Genomic DNA, 12,605 nt, shown 5'->3' with positions numbered 1-12,605 from the left:
GCTCACGCCAGCTCACGGGCGCTGCCACACGGCATCGCCCGTGAGCATTTATGGAGCATGGATTGATGGAATGCATCATCGGAGGCTTTACACACCATGGGGCTGACTGATTATCGAGCGTTGCTGATCGATTGCGATGAGGTGCTGGTGGATCGCGATTCCGGAGTCTGGGCGGCGTTGCAGCCGCTGCTCGACAGCCGTGGCGGTCACCCGGACAAGGCACAGGTGCTGGCCGAATTCAGCGAGGTGGTGCGGGCGCTGTACCCGCGTTTCGGCGAGTTGGGCTTCAGTGGTTTGCTGTGTTTCGCCCACCGTCAATTGGCCGAGCGCTGGGCGTTGAAAGCCAGTTGGGAGGAGGGCATGAGCTTCGCCCGGTCCGTCGTCGGCTGGTCGTTGTTCGAGGATGCACCCGGCGCCATGCTGTACTTGCGCAAGTTCTATCGCCTGCTGGTGCATGGCGACCGTGACGCCGAAGATCGCGGCCTGCTGTGCGAACGCCTGGGGATTATGCCCGACGATTTTATTTCCCTGGCAAGCGACCCATTGCAGGACCATGACTGGCTGGCGGCCAATGACCTTGATGCCAACACCATCCTCCAGGTAACCCGGCCTGGCGCCCGGCAACCGGGGGCGGGGGCGGTCTGCCTGATCTGTCGCGGCCGGGCCAGACAACCGTCGCCGTGCGCGGCGGATTACTGCATTAACAGCATGGCGGATCTGGTGGCTCAGCATCAGCTGTCTTTACGGCGCTGATTTTGCTAGAAGATTGTCTTACAAACGGCAGTCAAGAGGTACGCAATGGAAGGTTTAGTAAAACTGGACCGAATCGACATCAGCATCCTGGTTGAGCTGCAAAAGGACGGGCGCATGACCAACGTCAGCCTGGCCGATGCCGTGGGCCTGTCGGCCAGCCCCTGCCTGCAACGGGTCAAGCGGCTGGAGTCGGCCGGGTATATTTCCAGCTACAAGGCTCACCTGAACCTGGCCAAGATCACCGACTCGGTCACGGTGTTCACCGAGATCACCTTGAGCGACCACAAGCGCGAAGACTTCGCCAAGTTCGAGTCCAATATCCGTCTGGTCGACGAAGTGCTCGAATGCCACCTGATCAGCGGTGGCTACGATTACCTGGTGCGCTTCATGACACGCAGCATCCAGCATTATCAGGAAGTGGTCGAAAGCCTGCTGGACAAGAACATCGGCATCTCCAAGTATTTCAGCTACATCGTCATCAAGTCACCCGTACTGAAGGACGGCGTGCCGCTGCGCAAATTGTTGCGGCACTGAAGCTGACTCCACATCCCCCCATTCCCTTGCAGCCTGCCGCGCCTTCGAAAGAGGCGCGCGACGGGCTCTGTGTAGCAGCTGCCGAGCAGCGCGAGGTGGCGTTCGGCTGCGTAGCAGTCGTAAACCCTGAATGCACGGTGTACCTGACGGATCGCAGTGACTGATTTTGCGGCTGCTTCGCCGCCGAACGCCGCCTCGCGCTGTTCGACAGCTGCTACGGAGAATTCGGTTTGGGCATGCACCTCAATCGGACATCGGGGCCGCACAACCGCTTCAACACGCTTCATGCTGGCGCAGGCCGTATAAACCGCTGTTTACGCGGCGAAAACAGTCTTCGTTTGCGTTACGGGCGATGAATTCGGAACAAAGCGCAAAATCGCCTGCGTTGTAATGCGTTCAGAGAGAGGGGCAGGTCGTTGCACGGCTTCAGTTCAACACTGTCGTTCTATCGAAAGGAAGGTCAGGTACCCTTGCCGCGGGCGCCGTCGCAGCTGCCGGCATCGGAAGTTGCCAGGCTGAAGAAACAGGGCTGAGCCAGCGGTAGTCCACTGACCAAGACATGAGTGACTGATATGACCCTATCTACAAGCGTGGCAGGGCAGGCGGGAAGTGTTTCCCCTGCGCTGGCCACCAGCGTTGCCAAAACCAACACCCGGATGCTTGCCATCGATGCCCTGCGCGGCTTCGTCATGCTGCTGATGCTGATCGACCATGTGCGGGAAACCTTTCTGCTGCACCGTCAGGTCACCGACCCGATCGATGCGCTGAGTGTGACCCCGGACCTGTTCTTCACCCGCCTGCTGAGCACCCTTTGCGCCCCGGTGTTCATCTTCCTCACCGGGTTGTCGGCCTGGCTCTACAGCCAGAAACACACGGCCAGTGAAACCTCGGTGTTCCTGCTCAAGCGCGGGCTGTTCCTGGTGTTTCTGGAGCTCACATTCGTGTGCTTTGCCTGGAACGCCGAGTTCCCGCCCAAGACGCTGTGGCTGCAAGTGATCTGGTGCATTGGCATTTGCATGATCGTGCTTGCCGGGTTGCTGCACTTCAAGCGCGGTTGGCTGATCGTGCTCGGGGTGGCCATTGTCGCCGGGCACAACCTGCTCGATGGCGTGACCGTGGGGCCGGAGTCGCCGTTCTTCGTGCCGTGGTCGATCCTGCATCAGCGCGTATTCATCGAAATCACCGAGTTCACCCGGGCTCGCACCACGTACCCGGTGTTGCCGTGGATCGGCGTAATCCTGCTGGGCTGGGCCATCGGGCCGTGGTTCGGCAAAGACATGGACCCGGCAGAGCGGATTTCCCGCTTGCTCAAAGTCGGCTTCGGCCTGCTGGCGGCGTTTGTGTTCATCCGCTATCTGAACGTTTACGGCGAGAAACCCTGGGTGCAGACCGGTGATTCGCTGCGCACCTTCATGAGTTTCATGAGCGCGAAGAAGTACCCGCCGTCACTGATGTTCCTGATGCCGACCCTCGGCCTGGGGCTGATCCTTCTGGCGCTGTTCGAGAAGGCCCAGAATCGCTGGTCCACCGCGACCCTGGCGGTCTACGGTGGTGCGCCGATGTTCTTCTATTTGCTGCACCTGTACGTGCTCAAAGTCATGTACCTGGTGGCCATCGCCATCTGGGGCGCCAATCAGGGCACCTATTACGGCTTCGATAACCTGCCGATGGTCTGGCTGTGGAGCGTGATTCTCGGGGTGCTACTGTTCTTCCCGACACGCTGGTTCGCCAACCTCAAACAGCGCCGTCGCGACATCGCGATTCTCAAATACCTCTGATTCAAAGATCTTGCTGAATTCAGCACAAATACCTGTGGGAGCGGCGATGCGGCGCTCCCACAGTTCCCTATTTGACGGCATACACCTTGCGCACATACCGCGTACTGCTCCAGGCGCACGGTGCGCCTTGCGGCACGAACACGGTGTCACCGGGGTTGACCGTTACGCTGGTTCCATCCGGCGCCTGCAAAGTCACGCTGCCTTCGAGCAGGTGCATCAGCTCGTTGAGTTTGTGCGCTCGGCCATGGCGGGTGTAAGGCGTCGAATCCCACACGCCGACACGCAGATCAGTGGCGTCATCTTCGAAGGCATTGCGCGAGCGACACTGCGGCGTAGGCCCGATCAGTATCTGCGGTTCCGGTGCCGCCGAAGGGGACAGCATCGCCAGCGGGTCGAGCGCTGTCAGCCCCGGTTTCTTTTCGGCGCTGGGGCTGGTGACGGCGCAGAAGGCCCAGCACGTATCGGGTTGTGCCTCAAACCTGAGCGCTGTGCCGCGACCGATCACCGCGCTGGCACCGATGCCCAGTTCCAGCACCTGTTCCCCGGATTGCAGCACGACGTGCCCGGCATGGACCACGATCACTTCAGTGTGCGGGAAGTGCTCGAAATCGACGGTTTTGCTGGTGTGAACAAGGCCCGCCGAGACGCCGTCGGACCCAATGTAGGCGATCTGACGACCGTCCATGAACGGATCGATGGAACTCAAGGGCGCTGCCTTGAAAGACGTAGAAACGCGGCTGCCGTCGGCGCGGGCCAACAGCACAATGGTGGGTTGAGACATGCGGGTGACGCTCCCTGCAAATGGGGGGTAGAAAGTGATGGAAGGCGCTCGTTTCATCGCGCGCCGGGATCAGCCGATGGCTTGGGTGACGAGGGCAAATTGGCGTACGCCGTTGGCCGCTTGCGGCGGTGTACCCCGTGCCATTTGCGCCACGGTGTCGACCTGTTTGAGACCGGCCAGCTCCAGCCACTCGCTCAAACCACTGTCCGCTGGAATGTCGATTCGCACGAAAGCATCCGGCACCTGAGCCAGCAGCACGGCGATCAAGTGTTCGGCCTGTTCAAGGTTTTCGGCGATGACCGGGCCGAGGCAACGACCGCGACCGAACGGGCGTAGCAGGGCGAAGGCACGCAGCTGACCGTCACGCTCGATGCCCACCGAATGCTCGGCCACCGCAAACAGTTCCGTGAGCACCGCTTGCCGGTCCAGACCACTGCCGGCGTTGGCCAGTGCCAGTTGAGGAGCCCGATCCGTCGCCTGTAACGGGCGGCATTCCTCACCGTCCGCCAGTGGTTCAAGCGCGGGCACCTGGGCCAGGCCTTGATGCTGCTGAATTCGTCCGTACTCGACAAACCCCTGGCTGGCATAAAGCGGCGCACCGGCGAGGGTCGCATTGAGCATCGGCGTGCGCGACTGGCAGGCCTCCAGTGCGTGCTCCATCAATCGACGGCCGATGCCCTTGCCCTGATAGTCGTCACTGACAATCACCAGGCCGATGGTGGCGAAGTCGCCTTGCCGGCAGGCGAATGCGGTACCGATTAAACGCGGGCCATCGAGCACCACGAAACCTTCGCTGACCCGCTGCAACATCGCCCAGTCTTCCAGGCGATGAGGCCACTTCAACTCGACAGACAAGGCATGGGCCGAAGGCAAATCAGCAGCGGTCATCGGCCGATAGACATAAGCGGAAGGGTGCGAGGCGGACATGATGAATCTCCGTTTTACAGTGTGCGCGATCAACCGGTTTCCCGGCGCGAGGATGCCTGTATCCCATCTGTGTGAAGGCCTGACAAGGGGGGCGGAAGGATTCGGCAGATTCCTCACATCAAAGGCCTGCAGACCACACTTACTACTTAATTGCCCCATAAGGTCGGCAGCAAATGCTTGGGCTTTTTTTCTACGATGGAGGCCTGAGTAAACGCCTTGCCGTCCCTTTTTGGAGTGCTCCATGGATAGCTTCGATCCTCGCCTTATCGCTGTGCGCAGCGCTCACTTTATTGCTGGCAAATACCGCGACGCCCAACCGGGGCTGGAGGTGGTTCGCCCTTCAGACGGTCAGGCCTATGCCCAGTTGCCGATCGCCGATTCCGACCTGGTGGATGAGGCGGTCAACGATGCCTGGCAGGCGTTTAACCGCAGCGATTGGGCCAGCCGTCCGCCCCGGGAGCGGGCACGGGTCATGCGTCGCTGGGCCGATCTGATCGAAGCCGATGTCGCCGTGCTGGCGCCGCTGGAAGCGGTGGGCTCGACTCGTCCGCATAAAGATGTGATCGCCTGGGACATTCCTTATGTCGCCGAGGGCATTCGTTTCTTTGCCGAACTGGCGGACAAGCACGGCGGCCAAGTCGCGGCGACCCAGACCGATCGCCTGGGCATGCAGATCGCCGAACCGTACGGCGTGATCGCCGCCATCGCGCCGTGGAATTTCCCCTTGAGCATGGCTTCGTGGAAAGTCGCGCCGGCGCTCGCTGCCGGCAATGCCGTGGTGCTCAAACCGTCGGAGCTGACGCCGTTTTCCAGCCTGCGCTTTGCCGAACTGGCGGTGCAGGCGGGCATTCCTGCCGGGATATTCAACGTGGTTCAGGGCGATGGCCGGGTCACTGGCGACGCCTTGTGCCGTCATCCACGGGTGGGCAAGGTAACCTTTACCGGCTCCACGGCGACGGGTTCGAGCATTATGTCCACTTGTGCATTGGTGGGGCCGAAACCGGTAACCCTGGAGCTGGGCGGCAAGAGCCCGCAACTGGTGTTCGCTGACGTGCCGGACATCGCGAAAACCGCACGCACCGTGGCGCTGGCCATCACCGGCAATGCCGGGCAGGTGTGCGTGTCTGGTTCGCGGTTGTTGATCGAGCGCTCGATCATGGAACCGTTCGTTGCGCACTTGCAGGCGTATTTCGAGGAATTGCGCCCGGGGCCGACCTGGTCGTCCGAGAGCACGCTGTCGCCGATCATTTCCCGGTTGCAGGCCAGCCGTATCGACGGCATCGTCCAGCGTTCGCGCCAGGCCGGGGCCGAAGTGCTGAGTGGCGGTGGTTTGTTTGAAGGGCTGGGCGGTGCCTATTACCAGCCGACCTTGCTGGCTGGCCTGGACAATCAGAACCCGGCGATCTGTGAAGAAATCTTCGGCCCGGTGCTGACGGTGCAGGCGTTCGATGACGAACAGCAGGCACTGAGCCTGGCCGCGCACGCCACCTACGGCCTGGCGGCGGGCGTGCACACCGCCGACATCAACCGCGCCCTGCGACTGGTCCGGCGGCTGGAGGCGGGCACGGTGTGGGTCAACCGCTATGGACGCAGCAACGACTACATCCTGCCGACCGGTGGCTACAAACGCTCCGGCATCGGCAAGGACCTGGGTCGCGAAGCCTTCGAAGCCAATCTGCGCTTCAAGAGTGTGCTGATCGATATCGCTGGCTAATGTCCGCCCCCTAACACCTGTGGCGAGGGAGCTTGCTCCCGCTGGGGGGCGAAGCACCCCAAATCCAACGACCACAATCCTTCAGGTAGTACGCATCAGCCGACTTTACGACTGCTTCGCAGCCGAACGGGAGCAAGCTCCCTCGCCACAGGTGATCCGTTAACCGCAGATCGTCGACGGGTTTCAAACCGCACCCAAACGGGCGCTTCCTCAGGGAAGCGCCCGTTTTCGTTCAGCCCGGCGCAGGTTCTGCCGTGAATGGGGGCGTTCGTCAGCCTCGCATAGCCATGAAGGTCCATAAGAGCGCATAAATACGGGGGTTGCCCAAGGCTGGAGCGAGCCGCAAAGTCTGCTGAGGGGGCAGGCTAAAACGGTGGTTTGTATCAAGCAGAGGTCGCTTTTAACGCCATCTGCTGATTTCACGGTGTTGTAATGACGGTGTGCTGCAGCGTTGCATCGCCGCTCCCGAAACGCAGCGAATACCTGTCGCGCCATGACCTCAACGAACTTCAGGACCGCACTCAATGAGCTTTCTACGCCCCAAATTCATTACGTTCGACTGCTACGGTACGCTGACCAATTTCCACATGGGCACGATGACTCGCGAACTGTTCGCCGACCGCGTGGCGCCCGAGCAGATGGATCAGTTCGTCAAGGACTTCTCGGCCTATCGCCTGGACCAGGTCATGGGTGACTGGATGCCGTATGACGAAATCCTCAAGACCTCCCTGGCGCGGGTCTGCAAGCGTTGGGGTGTCGAATACCGTGGCGAAGGCCAGCTGTATTACGACGCCGTGCCGACCTGGGGCCCGCACCCGGACGTGCCGGCCGGTCTGTCGAAAATCGCCGACAAGATCCCCCTGGTGATTTTCTCCAACGCCAGCAACAGCCAGATCATGTCCAACGTCGACAAGCTCGGCGCACCGTTTCACAAAGTCTTCACCGCCGAACAGGCCCAGGCCTACAAGCCGCGCCTGGCCGCGTTCGAGTACATGCTCGACAACCTCAACTGCGGCCCGGAAGACATCTTGCATGTGTCTTCCAGTTTCCGTTACGACCTGATGCCGGCCCACGACATGAAGATCAAGAACAAGGCCTTCGTCGCCCGCGGTCACGAGGTTCCGGGCAATGCGTTCTACGGCTACCAGCAGATCACCGACATCGGTGGACTGGCGGCGCTGGTCGGTCTCTGAGTTGAACGGTAACGGCGCTCTTCACGGAATAAGGGGTTAGACATGGGCAGTGAATCCTACTGGCTCGACACCGCACCGGCGTTTACCGGTGCTCAGCTCGGCGCATTGCCCGGGCAGGTCGACGTGGCCATCGTCGGTGGCGGTTTCACCGGCCTGGCGGCGGCTCGCGCGCTGGCCTTGAAGGGCGCCAGTGTGGTGGTGCTGGAAGCCGGGAGAGTGATCGGCGAAGCCTCCGGGCGCAACGGCGGCCAATGCAACACCGGCGTTGCCCAGGACTATGCCGGGCTGAGTGCCAGCCTCGGTGCCGACAAGGCGCGGGCCTATTACCAGGCCTATGAAAGCGCGGTGCAGAGCGTTGTGTCCCTGGTGGAGCAGGAGCAGATCGCTTGCGACCTCAAGCGCAACGGTAAGCTCAAACTGGCGGCCAAACCGCTGCACTACGAAGGCCTGGCGCGCACCTGCGAATTGATTCGCAAGGAGGTCGATGCCGAGGTCGAGTTGCTGAACGCCGAACAGACCCGCGCCGAAGTGAATTCGGCCCAGTTCCATGGCGGCTTGCTGCAGCGCAACGGCGTGCAGATGCACGTCGGGCGCTTCGGCGTCGGTCTGGCCGAGGCCGCTGCTCGTCATGGCGCGCTGATCTATCAAGGTACACCGGTGACGGACTGGAAGGCCCAGGCCGGCGGTTATCGGGTCAACACCGCGAAGGGTTCTTTGCACGCCGGGCAAGTATTGCTGGCGACCGGCGCTTGTCAGCACGGTGGCCTGGGCTGGTATCGGCGGCGGATCGTGCCGGTCGGCAGTTTCGTGATCGCCACTGAGGTGCTGCCGCAGTTCCTCATCGATCAGTTGCTGCCCGGTCGGCGTGCCTATGTCACCAGTCGCATGATCGGTAACTACTTTCGCCTGACCCCGGACAACCGCTTGCTGTTCGGCGGACGTGCGCGGTTCGCGATGTCCGACAGCGTGAACGACGCCAAGAGCGGCAAGGTGCTGCAAGCGGCGATGGTGCAGATGTTCCCGCAGTTGGCCAAGGTGAAAATCGACTATTGCTGGGGCGGGCTGGTGGACATGACTTCCGACCGTTTGCCTCGCGCCGGCCAGCATGGCGGGGTTTATCACTCCATGGGCTACAGCGGCCATGGGGTGCAGATGTCGGTGCACATGGGCCAGGTGATGGCCGAGGTGATGGCCGGCAAAGTCGAGGCCAATCCCTGGCGCGAACTCGACTGGCCGGCGATTCCCGGGCATTTCGGCAAGCCGTGGTTCTTGCCGTTCGTAGGTGCTTACTACCGCCTCCAGGACTACTTGCATTGAGTTGATGTTGTGGCGTCACCGTCGTTTGCGTTTCCAGGACGTTCCGGTCAACCGGAGCACTCGAATCTTCTGATTTTCGACAGGTACAACTGATATGACTGACAACAAGATCGACTCGAAACTGATTTCCGGCCAGGACAGCCTGCGGGTATTCGAAGGCCTCAATCGTGGTATGTCACGCCGCCACGCCTTGCAGATGCTCGGCGTGGCGGGTGTTGCCGCAGCGGGTGCCGGCAGCCTGTTCGGCGCCGCCGGCAAACTGTTCGCCGAAGAAGCGGCGACCCCGGGCAAAGGCAAGCCGGGCGGGCGGATTCGCGTCGCCGGCATGTCCAGCTCCACCGCCGACACCCTGGACCCGGCCAAGGGCGCGCTATCTACCGACTACGTGCGTCACTTCATGTTCTACAACGGCCTGACCCGTTTCGACAGCCACCTGGTGCCGCAACTGGAACTGGCCGAGCGCATCGACAACACCGATGCGACGCTGTGGATCATCACCCTGCGCAAGGACGTGACCTTCCACAACGGCAAGACCCTGAGCGCCGCCGACGTGGTGTTCTCGCTGTCGCGCCACAAAGACCCGCTGACCGGTTCCAAGGTCATGCCGCTGATGGCGCAGTTCGAAGAGATCAAGGCCACCGGCACCCACGAAGTGCAGATCCGCCTGAGTGCGCCGAACGCCGAGCTGCCGTCGATCCTCGCCGTGTCGCACTTGCTGATCGTTCCCGAGGGCACCACCGACTTCAACCAGGGCATCGGCACCGGGCCGTTCACGGTCAAGGAATTCAAACCGGGCGTACGCTCGATTGCCGCGCGCAACACCGGCTACTGGAAACCGGGCCTGCCGTACCTGGACGAGATCGAATTCATCGCGATTGCCGACGAACCGTCACGAGTCAACGCACTGCTGTCGGGCGACGTGCACATGATCAACGAGGTCAACCCACGCTCGACCACACGGATCAAGGCCAGCGCCAAACACCGGGTCGTCGATGCGCCGTCGGGCAACTACACCGACCTGATCATCCGTCAGGACCAGATGCCGGGTAAAAGCGCCGAATTCACTCAGGCGATGAAGTATTTGCTGGACCGTGAGCAAGTGAAGTCCGCGGTGTTCCGTGGCTTTGCCGTCGTCGGTAACGACCATCCGATTTCCCCTGGCTCGCGCTACTACAACGCCGACCTGCCGCAGCGGGCCTACGACCCGGAAAAAGCCAAATTCCTGCTGAAGAAGGCCGGCATGGAAAGCATCAGCATGCCGCTGGTGGCATCGCCTGCCGCGACCGGTTCGGTGGACATCGCCGTGCTGTTGCAGCAATCGGCGAAACAGGCCGGGCTCAAGCTCGACGTCAACCGCCTGCCCAGCGACGGCTACTGGTCCAACCACTGGATGAAGCACCCGCTGAGCTTCGGCAACATCAACCCTCGGCCGAACGCCGACGTGATGTTCTCGCAGTTCTTCCAGTCCAGTGCGCCATGGAACGAGTCGGGCTGGAAGAACGATCAGTTCGACCAACTGCTGATGCTCGCCCGCGGTGAAACCGACGACGCCAAGCGCAGCAAGATGTACGCCGATATGCAGGCACTGGTGCATGAACACAGTGGCATCGGCGTGCCGGTGTTCATCAGCAACATCGACGGCGTCGACCAGCGCATCAAGGGCTACGGCAGCAACCCCCTCGGCGGATTCATGGGCTACATGTTCGCCGAACAGGTCTGGCTCGATGCCTGATCGGCCGCACACGGGCGTCAGCGGGGCTATTGCATGAGGGTAGGGCGATGAATAGCAACACACTGTGGTTGATCGGCCGGCGCCTGGGCGCGGCGATCGTGACTTTGTTGATCGTGTCTATGGTCGTGTTTGCGATCACGGCGGTATTGCCGGGGGACGCGGCGCAACAGGCACTCGGGCAATTCGCCACGCCGGAACAGGTGGCGGCCTTGCGCCTGAAACTGGGGCTGGATCAACCCGGTGTGGTGCGTTACCTGCATTGGTTGATGAACCTGCTGAGCGGCGACATGGGGCAATCGGTGTCCAATGCCTTGCCGGTCAGCGAGCTGATGGCCGGGCGGGTGCCCAACACACTGATGCTGGCGGCCGTCACGGCGCTGGTGTCGGTGCCGGTGGCGCTGATCATCGGCATCGGCTCGGCCATGGGCCGGGGCGGGCGCATGGACAGTGTCCTCAGCTTCATCACCCTGGCCCTGGTCGCCGTGCCGGAGTTTCTGGTGGCGACCCTGGCAGTGCTGATCTTTGCGGTGAACCTGGGCTGGCTGTCGGCGCTGTCCTATGCCAGCGACATCACCTCACCTTGGCAATTCATGCGCACCTACGCCTTGCCGGTGATGACTCTGTGCTGCGTGATTGTCGCGCAAATGGCGCGCATGACCCGGGCGGCAGTGATCGATCAGCTCGACAGCGCCTATGTGGAAATGGCCCGGCTCAAGGGCGTGAGCCCGGTACGGATCGTGTTGCGCCATGCCTTGCCCAACGCCATCGGGCCGATTGCCAATGCCATCGCCCTGAGCCTGTCGTACCTGCTGGGCGGGGTGGTGATCGTCGAGACGATCTTCAACTACCCCGGCATCGCCAGCCTGATGGTCGATGCCGTGACCAACCGTGACATGGCGCTGGTTCAGGCCTGCACCATGCTGTTTTGTACGGCGTACCTGGGGTTGGTGCTGATTGCCGACCTGTGCGCGATTCTTTCCAATCCGAGGCTGAGAAACCAATGAACGATCTCATGGCGAAATCGGCGCCTGCCGGGCCCGAGCTGGCATTGGGCAAGGTCGCCCATGGACCGTCGTGGCTTGGCCTGGTCGGGGCGGCGATGTGTGTGATCTGGCTGCTGGTGGCTATCTTCGGTCCGTGGCTGGCGCCGCACCCGGTGGGTGAAGTGGTCTCCGATAATGTGTTCGACAGCCTCAGCGCGGCTTACCCGTTGGGCACCGACTACCTGGGCCGCGACATGCTCAGCCGGATTCTCGTCGGCGCGCGGTTCACCGTGGGGCTGGCGCTGATTTCAGCGGTGTTGGCCAGCACGCTGGGGACCGGATGTGCGCTGCTGTCGGTGGTGTCGCCGAAATGGCTGGACGAAGTGATCAGCCGTTTGATGGATGCCTTTATATCCATCCCGAGCAAGATGCTGGCGTTGATCATGGTCTCGGCGTTCGGTTCTTCGGTGCTGTTGCTGATTTGCACCGCTGTGCTGAGCTTCACCCCAGGCGCGTTCCGCATCGCCCGCAGCATGGCGGTGAACATCGAAGCGCTGGAATACGTGCAAGTGGCCCGCACCCGTGGCGAGCGCCGGTTGTACATCGCCTGTGTGGAAATCCTGCCGAACATGCTCAACCCGGTGCTGACCGATCTGGGGCTGCGCTTCGGCTTCATCGTGCTGTTGCTCAGTGGCATGAGCTTCCTTGGCCTCGGTGTGCAACCGCCGGATGCCGACCTCGGTTCGCTGGTGCGCGAGAACATCGGCGGCCTCAATCAGGGCGCGCCAGCCATCGTGATTCCGGCGCTGGCCATCGGCACCCTGACCATCGGCGTGAATCTGTTCATCGACCGACTGTCGTCACGGCGTAGTCGACGTACGGGAGGTCATTGA

11 protein-coding genes are annotated in these 12,605 nt (G+C 61.9%); 9 read left to right on the top strand and 2 right to left on the bottom strand.

Annotated elements, in window-relative coordinates:
* Nucleotides 1–96 precede the first annotated feature (96 nt).
* The 3 genes from AC07V0_RS17770 to AC07V0_RS17760 all read left to right on the top strand — a co-directional run bounded on the left by AC07V0_RS17770 (nucleotide 97) and on the right by AC07V0_RS17760 (nucleotide 3,065).
* Nucleotides 97–753: an HAD family hydrolase gene (locus tag AC07V0_RS17770; RefSeq protein ID WP_064617999.1), complete on the top strand. Its 657-nt coding sequence runs from the start codon at nucleotides 97–99 to the stop codon at nucleotides 751–753.
* Nucleotides 754–798: 45 nt separating this feature from the next.
* Complete coding sequence (locus tag AC07V0_RS17765) at nucleotides 799–1,287, top strand: Lrp/AsnC family transcriptional regulator (RefSeq protein WP_003174918.1); 489 nt, start codon at nucleotides 799–801, stop codon at nucleotides 1,285–1,287.
* 572 nt (nucleotides 1,288–1,859) lie between these two features.
* Nucleotides 1,860–3,065 carry an acetyltransferase domain-containing protein gene (locus AC07V0_RS17760; RefSeq protein WP_495019765.1) on the top strand — a complete coding sequence of 402 codons (1,206 nt, stop codon included), beginning with the start codon at nucleotides 1,860–1,862 and terminating at the stop codon, nucleotides 3,063–3,065.
* A 67-nt stretch (nucleotides 3,066–3,132) separates the two neighbouring features.
* On the opposite strand, the gene AC07V0_RS17755 is transcribed toward AC07V0_RS17760, so the two are convergent.
* Nucleotides 3,133–3,846, bottom strand: a complete 714-nt coding sequence (locus tag AC07V0_RS17755) for a cupin domain-containing protein (protein WP_477745796.1) — start codon at nucleotides 3,844–3,846, stop codon at nucleotides 3,133–3,135.
* 69 nt (nucleotides 3,847–3,915) lie between these two features.
* Nucleotides 3,916–4,773, bottom strand: coding sequence for a GNAT family N-acetyltransferase (locus AC07V0_RS17750; RefSeq protein ID WP_495019764.1), 858 nt, complete (start codon nucleotides 4,771–4,773; stop codon nucleotides 3,916–3,918).
* 241 nt (nucleotides 4,774–5,014) lie between these two features.
* On the opposite strand from AC07V0_RS17750, the gene AC07V0_RS17745 reads away from it, so the two are divergent.
* The 6 genes from AC07V0_RS17745 to AC07V0_RS17720 all read left to right on the top strand — a co-directional run bounded on the left by AC07V0_RS17745 (nucleotide 5,015) and on the right by AC07V0_RS17720 (nucleotide 12,605).
* Nucleotides 5,015–6,487, top strand: a complete 1,473-nt coding sequence (locus AC07V0_RS17745; protein ID WP_495019763.1) for an aldehyde dehydrogenase family protein — start codon at nucleotides 5,015–5,017, stop codon at nucleotides 6,485–6,487.
* Between the two features lie 524 nt (nucleotides 6,488–7,011).
* The gene (locus AC07V0_RS17740) at nucleotides 7,012–7,680 is read left to right on the top strand and encodes a haloacid dehalogenase type II (RefSeq protein WP_018925987.1); all 669 of its coding nucleotides are present in this window, start codon (nucleotides 7,012–7,014) and stop codon (nucleotides 7,678–7,680) included.
* Nucleotides 7,681–7,722: 42 nt separating this feature from the next.
* Entirely contained in the window at nucleotides 7,723–8,997 is a 1,275-nt protein-coding gene (locus tag AC07V0_RS17735; protein WP_096480198.1) for an NAD(P)/FAD-dependent oxidoreductase, read from the top strand.
* Nucleotides 8,998–9,091: 94 nt separating this feature from the next.
* Complete coding sequence (locus AC07V0_RS17730; RefSeq protein ID WP_111453369.1) at nucleotides 9,092–10,729, top strand: ABC transporter substrate-binding protein; 1,638 nt, start codon at nucleotides 9,092–9,094, stop codon at nucleotides 10,727–10,729.
* A 47-nt stretch (nucleotides 10,730–10,776) separates the two neighbouring features.
* Nucleotides 10,777–11,733: an ABC transporter permease gene (locus AC07V0_RS17725; protein WP_018925984.1), complete on the top strand. Its 957-nt coding sequence runs from the start codon at nucleotides 10,777–10,779 to the stop codon at nucleotides 11,731–11,733.
* The gene (locus AC07V0_RS17720; protein ID WP_018925983.1) at nucleotides 11,730–12,605 is read left to right on the top strand and encodes an ABC transporter permease; all 876 of its coding nucleotides are present in this window, start codon (nucleotides 11,730–11,732) and stop codon (nucleotides 12,603–12,605) included. The genes AC07V0_RS17725 and AC07V0_RS17720 overlap by 4 nt, the downstream gene beginning before the upstream one ends.

Source organism: Pseudomonas sp. GW821-FHT01E10, assembly GCF_059422365.1.
Note: the sequence above shows the minus strand (reverse complement) of the source record. Positions and strands in the feature narration are given on the sequence as shown.

What these genes read in the sequence shown, in the direction of transcription:
- AC07V0_RS17720 (WP_018925983.1), top strand. Translation starts at nt 11,730, where the DNA reads ATGAACGATCTCATGGCGAAATCGGCGCCTGCCGGGCCCGAGCTGGCA.
- AC07V0_RS17745 (WP_495019763.1), top strand. Translation starts at nt 5,015, where the DNA reads ATGGATAGCTTCGATCCTCGCCTTATCGCTGTGCGCAGCGCTCACTTT.
- AC07V0_RS17730 (WP_111453369.1), top strand. Translation starts at nt 9,092, where the DNA reads ATGACTGACAACAAGATCGACTCGAAACTGATTTCCGGCCAGGACAGC.
- AC07V0_RS17735 (WP_096480198.1), top strand. Translation starts at nt 7,723, where the DNA reads ATGGGCAGTGAATCCTACTGGCTCGACACCGCACCGGCGTTTACCGGT.
- AC07V0_RS17765 (WP_003174918.1), top strand. Translation starts at nt 799, where the DNA reads ATGGAAGGTTTAGTAAAACTGGACCGAATCGACATCAGCATCCTGGTT.
- AC07V0_RS17750 (WP_495019764.1), bottom strand. Translation starts at nt 4,773, where the DNA reads ATGTCCGCCTCGCACCCTTCCGCTTATGTCTATCGGCCGATGACCGCT.
- AC07V0_RS17725 (WP_018925984.1), top strand. Translation starts at nt 10,777, where the DNA reads ATGAATAGCAACACACTGTGGTTGATCGGCCGGCGCCTGGGCGCGGCG.
- AC07V0_RS17760 (WP_495019765.1), top strand. Translation starts at nt 1,860, where the DNA reads ATGACCCTATCTACAAGCGTGGCAGGGCAGGCGGGAAGTGTTTCCCCT.
- AC07V0_RS17755 (WP_477745796.1), bottom strand. Translation starts at nt 3,846, where the DNA reads ATGTCTCAACCCACCATTGTGCTGTTGGCCCGCGCCGACGGCAGCCGC.
- AC07V0_RS17770 (WP_064617999.1), top strand. Translation starts at nt 97, where the DNA reads ATGGGGCTGACTGATTATCGAGCGTTGCTGATCGATTGCGATGAGGTG.
- AC07V0_RS17740 (WP_018925987.1), top strand. Translation starts at nt 7,012, where the DNA reads ATGAGCTTTCTACGCCCCAAATTCATTACGTTCGACTGCTACGGTACG.